Below are 15,926 nucleotides of genomic sequence, written 5' to 3' on the forward strand. Positions count from 1 at the left end.
TATATTTGATATTCATTAAAAAAATCAATTATGAATACATTAAAAGTAGGAGATAAGGCACCAAATTTTGAAGCATTAGACCAAAATGGGAATACTGTAAAACTAGCAGATTATAAAGGAAAAAAGTTAGTGTTGTTTTTTTACCCAAAAGCGAGTACACCAGGTTGTACTATGGAAGCTTGTAATTTAAGAGATAATTACCATAGTTTTTTAGCCAAAGGTTATGATGTGTTGGGCGTAAGCGCAGATGCTGCCAAACAACAACAAAATTTTATTGCTAAAAATGAATTACCATTTCCTTTATTGGCTGATGAAGATAAAAAAGTAATAAATGCATTTGGCGTTTGGGGACCAAAAAAGTTTATGGGGCGTGAGTTTGACGGTATTCATAGAGTTACTTTTATAATTGATGAACAAGGAATTATTGAAGAAGTAATTTCAAAAGTTAAAACAAAAGAGCACGCTAGCCAAATTTTGAGTAATTAAATTATTATTTATACTTTATTTATTAAAAGTGAAATATTTAAGTATTGATATTTTTTGAAATAGTTTTAATATTTGAATATTATTTGTAGTTTTATAAATAATAAGATCTAATATTATTAAAAATCATACTAGGTATTATGGTATTATGTAAATTTAATTAACCTTAAACTTTTTAACATGAAACAATTTAAAATTTGTATTGCACTTTTTTCATTTACTACTTTTTTTGTTAGTTGTGATAAAGAAATAACAATGCTACCAGAAAATGCTAATTTGAATTCTAAAACTTCAGAGATAGTTAAGGTAAGTGCTAGACCTGACATTGATATTTCTGAAGGTAGTTTATTTGCTTTAGCTCCTTGGGAATCATCAGATAATATTTCAAAATATATATATAATCCTATGACTAATGATATTTATTTAAATGAGTATTGTACTAAAAGCACACAAACCAGTAACAATTATGGTATTGATTTTAATAAAGAAGATGGATTAGTTTATTTATTAGCTGATGGAAATAATGGGCGATCACTTTACACTTTAAACATGCAAACTGGAATTGTTACATTTGTTGATGAAATTGTTTCAGCAAATGGAAATACAAGACCACAAGATTTAACTTTTGGTAATGATGGAACTTTGTATTTTGTTTTTCAATCAGGAGAGGTAAATACTTATGATTTTTCAACGAATACAATGAATGCATTTACTACAGTTTCTCAAAGCGGAGGAGTTGGTTTAACATTTGATGAAGATGATAATAGATTAATTTACGCTACTTCAGATGAACCTGTTGAATTGTATGAAATTGATGCTGAAGATGGAGATGTTAACTACTTATTTTCTTTTTATACTCCAGGTTGTGGAACTGCTCAAGGAATTGAGTATTTGGGTTATAATAAATTTATTTCATCTTCAACTTTCGGTTGTGACATTATTTATTCAATAGATTTGGATTCTGAAGAAGTAAATACAGTGTTAAGCCCAACAGGTTCTTATTCAAGTATCAAAGATTTAATGTTTTTGAATGCAGAAAATTTTGGTAATATTGATAATGACTGTGATGGAGTAGAAGATGCTAATGATCCATATCCATATTCTAATTTAAATCCTACAATTTATATTGATAATACTGATTTTGATATTGATAATGAGTTTGTAAAACCAGGCACTACAATGATGGATCAAATAGATGATTTGATTGAATTAATGAACGAACAATATAATGGCGATAATTATAATTATCTTCACAAAAAGTTTGTGTCAGAGTTGTCTAAAATAACTTATTATTGGTATAAAGCAAGAGTTATAACTTCAAAAGAAAGAACTGCTATTTCAAGAGTTGCTTGGAGTGCCAATGTTCCTTCTCAAGAATTTTAAAAATTCTCTTAATAATAAAGCAAAAAACCTAAGTATTACTTGGGTTTTTTGCTTTATATAAACTAATGTTGTTTCCCGTAAAACTATAATACGCTATTATTTATTTTTTAGATATAAAAACTCTAAAGAATAGTAGAACAGATTCTGTTTAGTACTTTAAACATTCTAGTAAGTAAAATTTTTAAATAGCTTAGTGATTAAATAAAAACAACCGGATGTTTATATTATAACATCTGGTTGTTTTAGTATAAACATCTAGATGTTTTACTTAAGTTTATTAGTAAGTTTCAAAAAAGTTTTTAGCAATAATTAAAATTTTCTTAATAATTTTAAACTATTCATTAATTATTAAAATTAGCTATGTCATTACCATTAAAAATTGTTAAAAAAAGAGATCCAAGAGATGTTACAAAACCCACCAAATTTTATGTTTCAACCAAGTCTACAGGTGAAGTAACTTTTGAAGAGCTGGCATTACAGTCCGCTGGACAATGTACCGTAAAAGAAGCAGATTGCTATGCTGTGATAAAGGCTTTAGAACACAATGTTAAAGATGCATTAAGCCAAGGTAAAATTGTACGGTTTGGAACTATTGGAAGTTTTCAAATTAGCATCAGTTCTCATGGAGCAGCAACAAAAGAAGAATTAGGGATCAAATCGGTGAAACAAAAACGAGTGTTATTTCGCCCTGACAAAAGATTAAAGAATCTATTGTCGAGTTTAAAATTTACCAAAGAAGAAGGTTTTAATAAGTAAAATCTTTATTAAAACTTAGCGTCAAATTTTATATTAAACACACGTTGTGTCATGTAATTTGGAATGCCATAAAAACGTTTTGAATACACATCACGCACCCAAGTATTTGTAATTGAGTTTTGTACATCAAACATATTAAAAATCTCAAATCCGGCAGAAAACTCTTTAAAATTCTTAAATAAACCGCTGTTTGTTTGATGTTGGGCATCTTTAAATACATAAGATATTCCAATATCTGCACGTTTGTAAGAATTTAATCGGTTTTGATAATCGTACGAATTGGTGTATGATGGAGATCCGCCTGGTAAACCAGCATTAAATACTAAATTTAAGTACATTTTAATGTTCGGTATATTTGGTACATAATCTTGAAATAACATGGCAAATTTAAAACGTTGATCTGTTGGACGCGCAATATATCCTTGGTTGTTATAATTTTCTTCAGTTTTTAAAAATCCTACACTTACCCAACTTTCAGTTCCAGGAACAAATTCACCGTTTAACCGTAAATCTAAACCTGTAGCATAACCTTTTGCATTATTGTTGGCAACATACCTAACTTTAACATTATCAACCGTATATGAATTGATATTTGTTAAGTTTTTATAATAAATTTCTGAAACTAATTTAAAAGGTCGTTCCCATAATTTAAAACTATAATCGTTACCAAAAACAACTTGTAACGATTTTTGAGTTTTAACATCTGGCACAATTTCACCTTTAAAATTCCTTAATTCTTTATAAAAAGGAGGTTGGTTGTACATTCCACCAGAAATTCTGAACAACATATCTTTTTCCCAAGCAGGTTTTATAGAAAACTGCCCACGTAAGCTATAAATAATTTGGTTTGATGTTTCAACATTTTCGCCATTAACATTCCAATTATGTGCGCGGCCACCAAAGTTGTACCATATTTTATGGTTATTCCAATCGGTTTTTTTACTGTATTGTGCGTAATAAACCAATCGGTCTATAGTAATATGGTTTTGTGTGCTAATGTTTTTATAAGGAATTAATTCACCCGTAAAAGGCTCGTAAGGTTGGTTGTTTGGTGCAGTTAAAGGCGGACGAACGCTAAAACCTAAAGAATCTATTACTTCCCATTCTTTAATTCTATCTTTTATATCTTCATTCTGAAATTTTATACCAAAATCAATTTGATACTCATTTTTTTTGAAGGAACCGCTAAATTCAGAATTTACAATTAAAGCATCTAAATCGTTTCTGGCGTGGTTTAATTGTGAGCCAATTCCTTCAGAAAATTCCACTTCACCAAAATTATCAGCACCAAAATCGTTATTTACTTCCCCAATATTATAACTAGCTAAAATATCGTAATATTCTTCCTCAACTGTATGATATGATGATGTAACTAAATTTAAATTTAAGTTAGAATTTACTTCATAACTTCCTTTTAATGCTCCAAAAACGGTTTTAAATTTATCTTTTTCTTGTCCGTCATAATACACAATAAGTTCTAAAGGATCGGAAATTGTTCCAAATTTTGTTCGTCTTGTTTTTGGTGTGTAGTTGTAGTTATTTAAAGAAAAGTTTCCTAAAAAATCAATATTTAATTTTGAATTTACTTCGTAAGATACATATGTTTGTGCATCGGTAAAATTGGGGTTTGAGTTTGTTTTAATGTCTTTACTATTAATAAATAGGCTGTTATCTCTATATCTAACACCAAATAATGCTTTTAGTTTATTATTAAACATTGTACCTTCAACTGAAATGTTTCCACCCAATAAACTTGCATTTACGGATGCCGCAAATTCTGTGGGTGTTTTGTAAGTAATATCTAACACAGAAGAAAGTTTATCGCCATACTTTGCTTGAAATCCTCCAGCAGAAAATTTAATATCATGCACTAAATGTGGATTTACAAAACTTAAGCCTTCTTGTTGCCCTGATCTTACTAAAAAAGGACGATATATTTCAATACCATTTACATACACTAAGTTTTCATCAAAATTACCGCCTCTCACGTTGTATTGTGTGCTTAATTCATTGTTATTATTTACGCCAGGAAGTGTCATTAAAATATTTTCAATTCCTTGGTTTGCTCCAGGAATTTTAACAACATCACTAGGATTTATTTTTATGGTTCCTTGTGCATCTCTTTTGTAATCTTTAACTATAACTTCATCAATTTCTTCAACCTTAAATTCTAAAATAGGGTAGTACCTTACAGTTTTATTTTTAGGAATTACAATATTTTTTTGAAGTGTTTTATAGGATACATGACTAAAGATAATTTCAATTTTAACTTCATCAGGTACTGTTAATGTATATGCGCCATTTTCATCAGAAATTGTTCCGTTATTTAAATAAGAAACGGCTACGCCTTCAATAGGTTGTTTATCAGAATTTTTTATAACACCTTTTATAACACCATTTTGAGCATTTAAAATAATTGTAAAAAGTAATAATAAAATTAATGTTATTCTTTTTATCATATTTTATTTTTTTCGGTAGAATGTAGCTTCTAATGTGTTTAAATTTCCAACATTATCTATAACAACAATTTTAAGATGATGTTTTGCATCAGTGTACGTTATATTTTTTAAATCATAGGTTAAAATTCCGGTTGTAACATCGTATTCCATTAAAATCCATTTGCCATCAATTTCTCCTCTAAACGATTTTACACCGGTTTCTTTGTCTGAAATTTTTACTTTTATAGAGGTGTGATTGGATATCCATTGTTCATTTTTAAAGTTGTATAATGATATTGTAGGTTTTTCATTATCAGCAAGTAATGTGAATTTACCTAATTTTTTTGTTGATGTATAAAAAGTGTTATTTTTTTTAATCGTTGTTTCGTAATTTTCTTTACCTTTTTCTGAAATTGAAGCGATATAAAGTTGGTTTTTTTCAGTTTCGTTATAGTTAGATACATCAAAAGTTAAGGTGTAATTATTTGCTAAAGGAACAATTGGTGTATGTACTTTTACAATGTTATCTGTTATCGTAAAGTCTAAATAAAAATCGCTATAAAACGTATTTTTAGGAAAAGTAACCTTTACATTTTCATTAGTAAACTCATTAAATTCTTGATGCTTAATTTTATAAGGAGTTACATTTTCTATGTTTTTAGCAATAATATTTTCTTTTTTGCCAGTAATAGGAATGGTGATTTTTTGTTCATTTCCTTTAAAATCTTTGGCAACTATTTCAACTATGTAATTTAATCCGTTTTCAATAGTAATAATACCATTTGTTGAAGAATCTTTAGTTAAACTTAAATTGTATTTATATTGATTAAAACTTTTTTGAATACGCTGCTTAAGTAATTGAAATCTTTTATAGTCTATTAAAACATTGATAAGATTTGTTTCGTAAAATGCAAATTCTTCGGCTTTAAATTCGTAAATTTTTTGCCCGTTTACAAAAGTCTCAAGACTATAAATTCCGTTTTTATTTGCAGCATCATCTAGCTGGTCATAAGCATTTATTCCAAAACCAATTTTTCCGGAAGCAGTAATATTTTTTGCAACTAAATTACCATTAGCATCATTTATTAAAGTTAATTGGCTAGGCTCGTTAATTTGATTTATTTGCGAAATACTATCTAAACAATAACCTATTAAAGTATTAATAGTTGGCTTTTTGGTGTCATTTATATTTATTCCAAAATAAAGCGGATTAATAGTTTTTTCAGTTTCGGTGTCTCTAATTTCAAAATGTAAATGAGGACCCATAAAACCGCCGGTTCTTCCACTAAACGCAATTAATTCCTTTTTTAAAACAGGTAATTCATCTTTTTTAGGAAATACTTCTACTTCAAAACTTTCATTTTTATATTGTTCTTTGCGTATGTAATTTTCTATTTTATCACTAAATTTTTGCAAATGTGCGTACACGGTTGTGTAGCCATTTGGGTGCGTTATATAAATTGCCTTTCCAAATCCCCATAAAGAAATTTTAATTCTTGAAATATAGCCATCAGCACTAGAAAAAACTTCAATTCCTTCGCGTTGTTTTGTCTTAATATCTAACCCAGAATGAAAATGGTTAGGTCTTAATTCAGCAAAAGTTCCCGATAAAATTAACGGAATATCCATTGGGTTGGTAAAGTAATTTGTTGGATACGAATTGTTTATTGAAATATCACCTTGCGAAAAGCAAACTGAAGTATAAATTAAAAATGATATATAAATTATGTTTTTCACAAAAATTGTTTTGGCTAAAATAATAAAATTAATAGTTCTTAATTATGAAATATTCAAGCAATTATAAAATAAATCATTACTTTTTTATAAAATGAATAAAAACAGTTGTAATATTAATATACTAATGTTAACTTTGTATTTAATAGTTTAGTTACTTTAGCCAAATGAGTAGTATAACACAAGTTGTTAATTTAGTTGAAGATAAACTCAAAATACTTTTAGAGAATTATAATTTTTTAAAAGAAGAAAATGAGTTATTGTACAAGAAAATTGCAGGATTAGAAGCTCAAATTGCTAAAGAGAAGCAAATGTTTAATGAAATTGAAAAACAATATCAATTGTTAAAAATTGCTAAAACTATAGAGGGCAGTAAAGAAGATTCGAGAGAAACAAAACTCAAAATAAACGCTTTAATTCGTGAAATTGATGCTTGCATAGCACAATTGAGTGAATAAGATCTTTTAAAAAATGACAGAAGCTTTAAAAATAAAAGTAACCATTGCAGGAAGAGTATATCCTATAAAAGTGAATAGTGCACATGAAGAAGAAGGAATGCGAAAAGCAGCAAAAAAAATAAATGATTTGGTTACAAAATTTGAAAAGAATTATTCTGTAAGTGATAAGCAAGATGTTTTAGCAATGTGCGCATTACAATTTGCTTCACTTTTAGAAATAAATGCCATTACAAAAGAGGTTGATTTAAATGAAGCAGCAGAAAAATTAAATAAATTAAATGCCATAATTGATGAGCATTTAACAAAATAAGTTCTTTAAAATATTAATTAATAATACTGCCTACATTAGTAATTGTTTGTTAAACTCAACATTAGATCTTTATAAAGGATGAGTCTAAATTGTTAGAGCAAGCCGTCTTAGAACGGATCCTCAACCAGTTTGTTAGTCCTAAACTTGTTTATAAGGAGTTTACAATACCTCACTGATGTAGGTTTTTTTATATATACACATTTCAAAAATTATGGATAATTACATAGTGCCAATTATAATTGGTATCGCAATAGGGTTAACAATAGGTTATATAATAGCAAAAGTTTTAGAAAAAACAAAAGCAACCCAAATTATAAAAAACACCAAAAAAGAAGCTTTAACAATTATAAAAGAAGCTAAAATTGAGGCTGAGGCTATTAAAAAAGATAAAATATTACAAGCCAAAGAAAAATTTATTGAGTTAAAATCTGAGCACGAAAAAGTAATTATTGGCCGCGATAAAAAAATGGCTGATACCGAAAAACGTATCAGAGATAAGGAATCTCAAGTTTCACAAGAATTAGACAAAAACAAAAAACTGAATAATGAAATTGAGGCAAAAATTTTAGATTATGATGCCAAAATTGAATATTTAGAGCGCAGAACAGAAGAAATTGATAAGTTACACAGAAAACAAGTTGAAAATTTAGAAGTAATTTCTGGTTTATCTGCTGATGATGCTAAAAAAGAATTAGTTGCATCGTTAAAAGAAGAAGCAAAATCTGATGCTATGGCATTTATTCAAGAAACCATAGAAGAATCAAAATTAACAGCACAGCAAGAAGCTAGAAAAGTTATATTAAATACTATTCAACGCGTTGGTGTTGAGCAAACAGTAGAAAACTGTGTTTCAGTTTTTAATATTGAATCGGATGATGTAAAAGGAAGAATTATTGGTAGAGAAGGAAGAAATATTCGTGCTTTAGAAGCAGAAACAGGTGTTGAAATTATTGTTGATGATACTCCTGAAGCAATCATATTATCTTGTTTTGATCCAGTTAGAAGAGAAGTTGCACGTTTGTCATTACATAATTTGGTAACTGATGGGCGAATTCACCCAGCAAGAATAGAAGAAGTTGTTAAGAAAACCGAAAAACAAATTCAACAAGAAATTATTGAAATAGGTAAACGTACCGTTATAGATTTAGGAATTCACGGATTACATCCAGAATTAATTAAAACTATCGGGCGTATGAAATACCGTTCTTCTTACGGACAAAATTTATTACAACACTCACGTGAAGTTGCAAACCTTTGTGGTATCATGGCTGCAGAACTTGGTTTAAACGCAAAATTAGCGAAACGCGCAGGTTTATTACACGATATTGGTAAAGTTCCTGAAACTGAAAGCGAATTACCACACGCATTATTAGGGATGCAGTGGGCTGAAAAATATAATGAAAATGCCGAAGTTTGTAATGCCATTGGAGCTCACCACGATGAAATTGAAATGAAATATTTAATTGCACCAATTGTTCAGGTTTGTGATGCTATTTCTGGAGCAAGACCAGGCGCTCGTCGTCAAGTATTAGATTCTTACATTCAACGTTTAAAAGACTTAGAAGATATTGCCTTTGGTTTTACAGGTGTTCAAAAAGCATATGCAATTCAGGCAGGTAGAGAATTACGTGTAATTGTTGAAAGTGAGAAAGTGAATGATGCAAAAGCTTCTGAATTATCGTTTAATATATCACAAAAAATTCAAAATGATATGACCTATCCAGGTCAGGTTCGTGTAACTGTTATTAGAGAAACACGCGCTGTAAATATTGCTAAATAGCAATTTATTGTTAAAATAAATTAAATTGAAAAATCTCACTTCGGTGAGATTTTTTTGTTAGTAACTATTTTTTTGAATTTATTTTAACTATTTATTTTCTTGGATGAAATGTGTTTAATACATCTTTTAAAAAACTTTTATCTAAATGCATATATATTTCGGTAGTTGTAATACTTTCGTGTCCAAGCATTTGTTGTATCGCTCTTAAATCAGCTCCACGTTCTAATAAATGGGTTGCAAATGAATGCCGGAAAGTATGTGGACTAATTTTCTTTTTAATACCAGCCTTTACAGCTAAATTTTTAATGATTGTAAAAATCATAACTCTTGTTAAAATTTTTCCTCTTCGATTTAAAAAAATAGTGTCTTCGTATTTTTTATGAATGTTTAAATGAACACGAATAGTATTGATATAAAAAAGAATGTATTTTTGAGTTTGTGTGTTAATAGGTACAAACCGTTCTTTGTTGCCTTTTCCTAAAACACGTATAAAACCTTCTTCAAAAAATAAATCAGACAGTTTTAAATTTATGAGTTCAGAAACACGTAAACCACAACTATAAAGTGTTTCTAAAATTGTCCTATTTCTTTCGCCTTGTGGTTCACTTAAATCAATAGCATTTATTAATAAATCAATTTCTTCCAAAGAAAGTGTATCGGGTAGTTTTCTGCCAATTTTAGGAGATTCAATTAAATCAGTGGGATTATTTTTTCTATAATCTTCAAAAACTAAATAATCAAAAAAGTTTCGTAATCCTGAAATTAATCTAGATTGAGAACGCGCATTAATTGATTTTGCTGCTGTGTAAATAAATTGTTGAATATCATCATTAGTTATTGAAATAGGAGTAACAATTATATTATTTTCTTCTAAATAATAGATTAATTTTTTAACATCACGAGAATAACTATCTATAGAATTTTTGGATAAGCCTTTTTCTATTTTTAAATAAAATTGATAATCTTTTAAAATATCTAACCATTTCATATTGTAAATATATGCTTAAAATTGTTTTTTGTTTAAAATAATTTAATGCTAATCTTTTGTTGATTTTAAGTATATTAGTTGAGCAAAATTTTAAAAATTATGAAAAAATATATTTTAAGTTTACTGATAATGGGTTTGGTGTTAAATTCTGAATTTTTAAATGCTCAAAGTTTAAACCAATTTGGAGTTAAAGCAGGTGTTAATATGATGGGAATTCATTCAAAGTTAGATGAAACATCATCTACAACCAATAAAACAGGTTTTTTTGTAGGTGTTTTTATGGAGTTTGTTAGAACCGTAGATTTTTCTATTCAACCAGAAATTAATTATTCTTCTACAGATAATTTGGTGAATGACAATATTAGTTTATTGCATATTCCAATTTTGCTAAAGTATAAATTAGGCAATAAATTTGAAATTTATGGAGGACCAGAATCACAGTTTTTATTAAAAGTAAGCAATACAAATATTAAAGAAGGTGGTTATAAAAAATTTATTTTAGCTGCAGATTTAGGTGCAAGTTTTCTAATTTCTGAAAATTTATCACTTGATGCTCGTTATAATTTGGCGCTTTCTAAATATATAGACTATGGTTATAATTCATATAAAAAATTAAACTGCATTCAAATAGGATTGGCGTATAAATTTGATAATTAAGTAAACATATAAAAAAGAAATGTTTTACTTTTGAAAACGATGATTTTAAACAATTTTATGAAAATTTTAATTTTAAACGGTCCTAATTTAAATCTTTTAGGAAAAAGAGAACCAGCTATTTATGGAAGTTTAACTTTTGAAGAATTTTTTAATACTTTAAAAGAGAAATACTCAACTATTGATTTGCATTATTTTCAGAGTAATGTAGAAGGTGAACTCATAAATAAAATTCATGAAGTTGGTTTTAGTTTTGATGGAATTATTTTAAATGCAGGCGCATACACACATACTTCAGTGGCTATTGGTGATGCTATAAAAGGAGTTGAAACGCCCGTAATTGAAGTTCATATATCTAATGTGCATTCAAGAGAAGATTTTAGGCATATTTCATTTATTGCGCCAAATGCAAAAGGTGTAATAGCTGGCTTTGGCTTGCAAAGTTATGAACTAGCTTTAAAGAGTTTTTTATAAGTACAAAACAGTAAATTAAAAAAACCTAAGGATTTCTTAGGCTTTTTTAATACTTATAATATTTTACATCTTAGAATTTATAAAATCTATCACTTCTTTTTCAGCAGCTATAGTTTTAGTATAAATATCAGTAGCTTTATTTATTATATTTTCAGCGAAAACTCTGTCTTTTATGTCTTTAGCATTAATTTTTACATTAAAATACGCTCCAACAACAGCTGTTCTTGCACATAAAACACCAACAGCAGCATCAGATAATGAACTTTGTAAACCATCTTTTAACATAGTTTTCATAATTTCTAATGAATTAAAAGCTGTTTCCATAACCTGAAACGGAATTTCAGTAGCATATTTTGTGGCATTTTCAATGGCAATTTTTCTACTTTCAATTTCTTCATTGTTAGATTTAGGCATTCTAAATCCTTCAATAATTTTATTAAAAGCATTGGTATCTTCATCAACTAAAAACAATAATTTATTTTTATAAGCTTGTCCTTTTACAGCATAGTCTGAGAAATACTCCCATTTATCATCCCAACCAGCTTTATGAGCAGATAAATTAGCAACCATAGTTCCTAAAGAAACTCCAAGCGCACCAACATACGCTGAAATAGAACCTCCACCAGGAGCCATAGATTCGCTAGCGGTTTCTTCTGCGAAATTTTTAACTGTTAAATCTACAAGCTTTTTAGTGTTGTCTTCTAGTAAATATTCAATAATTTTTTCTTTAGGATTAAATGGTTTTAAATCATCTAAGCCTAAAGATTTAACAGCTATTTTTATTTTTTCTTCTTCAGAAATTCCTAAAGAACGTTGTTGTTTTTTTAAAAAATAATCACCAGCATCAAGCATCGCTTTTAGCGGAATTAATCCAATTAACTCAGAACCGGTAACTCTTAAACCTCTTTCTGTTGCAGCTTTTACAGTTTCGTCAAAAGCAACATGCATAGATGTTATATTTATATTTGTTAAATTATATGATATTTGAGCAATACCATATTCTTCAATAAACCATCCAATACCTTTTACGGCTTTTAATTTTCCTGGAATTCTAATGGGTTCACCATTAGCATCTAACATTGGTTTTCCTGAAACTTTATTTCCTTCATATTGAACCCTTCCAGCTTCGCGAATATCAAAAGCAATTGCATTAGCTCTTCTTGTAGAAGTTGTATTTAAGTTTATATTGTAGGCAATTAAAAAATCACGCGCTGAAATTGCAATAGCTCCTGTTTTTACAACTGAAGTATTAAATTCAGCAGGACCAAAGTCAGGTTTCCAAGTTGGGTTTATTAGTTTTTCTTTCAATCCTTCATATTCTCCAGATCTGCAATTCGCTAAGTTTTTTCTTTTTTCTTCTTTTGCTGCCTTTTCATAAAAATATCCAGGAATTCCTAATTCTCTTCCAACACGTTCGCCTAATTTATGAGCAAAAACGGCAGTTTCTTCTAAGGTAATTCCAGAAATTGGTACTAATGGACATACATCGGTAGCTCCAAATCTAGGGTGCTCACCACTATGTTTACTCATATCTATCAATTCTGACGCTTTTTTTATCAATCTAAAGGCAGCTTCAATTACATTTTCTGGCTCACCAACAAAAGTAATTACGGTTCTATTAGTTGCGTTTCCAGGATCGATATCTAATAATTTAACACCATCAACAGTTTCAACTACAGTAGCAATGGCTTTAATTTTAGCACTATCTCTTCCTTCACTTATATTAGGTACACATTCAATTAATTGTTTGTTCATTGTTATTATATTTTGGTGTTTCAAATTTAGGTAGTTAATTTTTAATTGGCTATTACTATTTTAAAATAAATTGCACATATATTAACCGTTTGTTTAATTAATTCTATTTTTGTGTTTAAATAACAATGTTGTATTTATGAAAAAAGTATTGATTACTGGAATGGCAGGTTTTATTGGTTACCATTTAGCAAAACTATTGGTAAATAATAATTATGAAGTTGTAGGATTGGATAATATAAATGATTATTATGATCAAAATTTAAAGTTGGCACGACTTGAGGATTTAGGATTTGACACTTCAAAAATAGCATACAATACATTATTAGTTGGTAACAATATTTCGTTTATTAAACTAGATTTAACTGATTTAGAAAATATTAAACAATTATTTAAAAATCAACAGTTTAGTTATGTTGTTAATTTAGCAGCACAAGCAGGAGTAAGGTATTCTTTAAAAAATCCGCATTCTTATGTAGATAGCAATATTACTGGTTTTTTAAATATTTTAGAAAGTTGTAGAGCATATCCTGTAGAACATTTGGTTTTTGCATCATCAAGCTCTGTTTATGGCCTAAGCGAAGAAATTCCTTTTAGTGAAGACAATTGTACAGATCATCCTTTAGCCATGTATGCCGCAAGTAAAAAGGCTAATGAAATGATGGCACATTCTTATGCTAACTTATATAATATTCCAAGTACAGGATTACGCTTTTTTACGGTTTATGGACCTTGGGGAAGGCCAGATATGGCACTACATATTTTTACAAAAGCAATTGTAAATGATGAAGAGTTTGAAGTGTTTAATAATGGTGATATGAGTAGAGATTTCACCTATGTTGGTGATATTGTAGAAAGTATTAAACGTTTACTTCCTTTAGCTCCAAAAAGTAATGCTGACTTTAATCTTAAAAAGCCAGTGTCTTCAAAAAGTTCAAAACCATATCAAATTTTTAATATTGGAAATAATAGTCCAGTTGCCTTAATGGATTTTATTAAAGCTATTGAAAAAGCTTTGAATAAAAAAGGAAAAATTGTTTTTAAACCGATGCAACCTGGTGATGTAAAATCTACTTATGCTAATGTTGAAAGTTTGTTTAATTATATAAATTTTAAGCCTTCAACAGATTTAGAAGAAGGGGTTAAGTTGTTTGTAAATAATTATTTAAAGTTAAATACTTAATATTTTACTTTAATTGAATTTAGAAATACTCATATCGTTTATAGGCGCATCCATGTTGCTTACAATTATGCCAGGACCAGACATTATTTATGTATTGGTGCAAAGCGTTAGTAACGGTAAAAAATTTGGCATTGCTACAGCTTTAGGTTTGGTTTCTGGAATTATTATTCATACAACTTTAGTTGCTTTTGGCGTTTCTGCAATTATAAAGAGTTCAGCATATTTATTTTTTTCAATTAAACTATTTGGTGCATTTTATTTGTTGTATTTGGCATATTTAACCTATAAATCTGATGAAGAAGTTTTACTAAATTCAAAAGCAGAAAAAAAAGGATTGTTGAAATTATTTAAACAAGGTTTTATTATGAATGTTTTAAATCCTAAAGTTTCTATTTTCTTTTTGGCTTTTTTTCCTGGGTTTTTATACAGTGCTACACAAAGTACTATTGTACAATTTTATGTTTTAGGTTTTTTATTTATGTTGCAAGCATTTATAATTTTCTCATTAGTATCAGTACTGTCGGGTAGTTTTGCAGCATATTTAAAAATGCACCCAAAATTTAACACCAATATAAAATGGTTTAAAATTGTTGTTTTTGCTGGTATCGCTTTTTTTATAATTTTTTCAAACTAGTTATTGTACATTTGAATTATATGAACAAAGTAAAAATCATAGAATGTCCACGAGATGCCATGCAAGGCATTAAATCTCATTTTATTGATACAAAACAAAAGGCACAATATATAAATGCTTTGTTGCGAGTTGGCTTTGATACTATAGATTTTGGAAGTTTTGTTTCGCCTAAAGCAATTCCTCAAATGCGCGATACGGCGGATGTTCTTTCTAAATTAGATTTAAGCAAAACCGAAAGTAAATTATTAGCCATTGTAGCAAATGTACGTGGAGCTGAAGAGGCTTCAAAATTTGAAGAAATTAATTATTTAGGCTATCCTTTTTCTATTTCAGAAAATTTTCAAATGCGAAATACTGGTAAAACAATTTCAGAATCTATTATAGTTTTAGATGAAATTTTAAATATTTCTGCAAAAAAAAATAAAGAAGTAGTAGCGTATTTATCAATGGGTTTTGGAAATCCGTATGGAGATCCTTGGAATGTTGATATTGTTTCTGAATGGACGCATAAATTGGCAGAAATGGGAGTGAAGATTTTATCATTGTCAGACACCATTGGTAGTTCAACACCTGAAATAATAGATTATTTATTTTCAAATTTAATTCCACAATATTCAAAGATTGAATTTGGTGCACATTTACACACCACACCAACCACTTGGTTTGAAAAAGTTGATGCTGCTTACAAAGCTGGTTGTAACCGTTTTGATGGAGCAATTAGAGGTTATGGTGGTTGCCCAATGGCAAAAGATGAGTTAACTGGAAATATGCCTACAGAAAAGTTGATTACGTACTTCAATCAACAAAAATGTAATACAAATATGAATGCAATGAGCTTTGAAAGCGCTTATAATGAAGCTTTAAAAATTTTCGAGAAAATTTAACACATTGTATTTTAG

The 15,926-nt window shown here is 28.6% G+C and carries 15 protein-coding genes and 1 other RNA gene; 12 read left to right on the plus strand and 4 right to left on the minus strand.

Features of this window, described 5'->3' with window-relative positions; genetic code table 11:
- Window positions 1-30: 30 nt before the first annotated feature.
- The 3 genes from bcp (at window position 31) to BM335_RS02225 (ending at window position 2,622) form a co-directional block, all read left to right on the plus strand.
- Complete coding sequence (gene bcp / locus BM335_RS02215) at window positions 31-486, plus strand: thioredoxin-dependent thiol peroxidase (RefSeq protein ID WP_090222638.1); 456 nt, start codon at window positions 31-33, stop codon at window positions 484-486.
- A 177-nt stretch (window positions 487-663) separates the two neighbouring features.
- Window positions 664-1,866, plus strand: coding sequence for an NHL repeat-containing protein (locus BM335_RS02220; RefSeq protein ID WP_090222640.1), 1,203 nt, complete (start codon window positions 664-666; stop codon window positions 1,864-1,866).
- A gap of 360 nt (window positions 1,867-2,226) precedes the next feature.
- The gene (locus BM335_RS02225; protein ID WP_090222642.1) at window positions 2,227-2,622 is read left to right on the plus strand and encodes an HU family DNA-binding protein; all 396 of its coding nucleotides are present in this window, start codon (window positions 2,227-2,229) and stop codon (window positions 2,620-2,622) included.
- Window positions 2,623-2,630: 8 nt separating this feature from the next.
- On the opposite strand, the gene BM335_RS02230 is transcribed toward BM335_RS02225, so the two are convergent.
- Together BM335_RS02230 and BM335_RS02235 are read right to left on the minus strand one after the other, a co-directional pair.
- Window positions 2,631-5,081, minus strand: coding sequence for a TonB-dependent receptor (locus BM335_RS02230; RefSeq protein ID WP_090222644.1), 2,451 nt, complete (start codon window positions 5,079-5,081; stop codon window positions 2,631-2,633).
- Between the two features lie 3 nt (window positions 5,082-5,084).
- On the minus strand, window positions 5,085-6,797 hold the full coding sequence (locus BM335_RS02235) for a M23 family metallopeptidase (protein WP_245780590.1): 1,713 nt from the start codon (window positions 6,795-6,797) through the stop codon (window positions 5,085-5,087).
- A gap of 164 nt (window positions 6,798-6,961) precedes the next feature.
- Here BM335_RS02235 and BM335_RS02240 point away from each other — a divergent pair, with 164 nt between their 5' ends.
- From BM335_RS02240 to rny, 4 genes are all read left to right on the plus strand, one after another.
- Window positions 6,962-7,252: a hypothetical protein gene (locus BM335_RS02240; protein ID WP_090222647.1), complete on the plus strand. Its 291-nt coding sequence runs from the start codon at window positions 6,962-6,964 to the stop codon at window positions 7,250-7,252.
- A 13-nt stretch (window positions 7,253-7,265) separates the two neighbouring features.
- On the plus strand, window positions 7,266-7,562 hold the full coding sequence (locus BM335_RS02245; RefSeq protein WP_090222649.1) for a cell division protein ZapA: 297 nt from the start codon (window positions 7,266-7,268) through the stop codon (window positions 7,560-7,562).
- A 53-nt stretch (window positions 7,563-7,615) separates the two neighbouring features.
- Window positions 7,616-7,723: non-coding RNA, 6S RNA (gene ssrS / locus BM335_RS02250), on the plus strand.
- Window positions 7,724-7,773: 50 nt separating this feature from the next.
- Window positions 7,774-9,342, plus strand: coding sequence for a ribonuclease Y (gene rny / locus BM335_RS02255; RefSeq protein WP_090222652.1), 1,569 nt, complete (start codon window positions 7,774-7,776; stop codon window positions 9,340-9,342).
- Between the two features lie 91 nt (window positions 9,343-9,433).
- On the opposite strand, the gene xerD is transcribed toward rny, so the two are convergent.
- A complete protein-coding gene (gene xerD, locus BM335_RS02260) occupies window positions 9,434-10,330 on the minus strand; it encodes a site-specific tyrosine recombinase XerD (protein WP_090222654.1) in 897 nt (298 codons plus the stop codon).
- Window positions 10,331-10,429: 99 nt separating this feature from the next.
- On the opposite strand from xerD, the gene BM335_RS02265 reads away from it, so the two are divergent.
- Window positions 10,430-10,987 (plus strand): porin family protein, encoded by a 558-nt coding sequence (locus BM335_RS02265; protein WP_143102372.1) that lies wholly within the window; start codon window positions 10,430-10,432, stop codon window positions 10,985-10,987.
- A gap of 57 nt (window positions 10,988-11,044) precedes the next feature.
- A complete protein-coding gene (gene aroQ, locus BM335_RS02270) occupies window positions 11,045-11,458 on the plus strand; it encodes a type II 3-dehydroquinate dehydratase (RefSeq protein WP_090223231.1) in 414 nt (137 codons plus the stop codon).
- A 63-nt stretch (window positions 11,459-11,521) separates the two neighbouring features.
- On the opposite strand, the gene ftcD is transcribed toward aroQ, so the two are convergent.
- Window positions 11,522-13,213 carry a glutamate formimidoyltransferase gene (gene ftcD / locus BM335_RS02275; RefSeq protein ID WP_090222660.1) on the minus strand — a complete coding sequence of 564 codons (1,692 nt, stop codon included), beginning with the start codon at window positions 13,211-13,213 and terminating at the stop codon, window positions 11,522-11,524.
- Window positions 13,214-13,349: 136 nt separating this feature from the next.
- On the opposite strand from ftcD, the gene BM335_RS02280 reads away from it, so the two are divergent.
- The 3 genes from BM335_RS02280 to BM335_RS02290 are packed head-to-tail and all read left to right on the plus strand — an operon-like array spanning window position 13,350 to window position 15,911.
- On the plus strand, window positions 13,350-14,393 hold the full coding sequence (locus tag BM335_RS02280; RefSeq protein ID WP_090222663.1) for a GDP-mannose 4,6-dehydratase: 1,044 nt from the start codon (window positions 13,350-13,352) through the stop codon (window positions 14,391-14,393).
- A 13-nt stretch (window positions 14,394-14,406) separates the two neighbouring features.
- Window positions 14,407-15,027 (plus strand): LysE family translocator, encoded by a 621-nt coding sequence (locus BM335_RS02285; protein WP_245780591.1) that lies wholly within the window; start codon window positions 14,407-14,409, stop codon window positions 15,025-15,027.
- Window positions 15,028-15,047: 20 nt separating this feature from the next.
- Window positions 15,048-15,911 carry a hydroxymethylglutaryl-CoA lyase gene (locus BM335_RS02290; RefSeq protein WP_090222668.1) on the plus strand — a complete coding sequence of 288 codons (864 nt, stop codon included), beginning with the start codon at window positions 15,048-15,050 and terminating at the stop codon, window positions 15,909-15,911.
- Window positions 15,912-15,926: the final 15 nt, after the last annotated feature.

The organism is Lutibacter maritimus (genome assembly GCF_900116115.1).
Lineage (GTDB): Bacteria > Bacteroidota > Bacteroidia > Flavobacteriales > Flavobacteriaceae > Lutibacter > Lutibacter maritimus.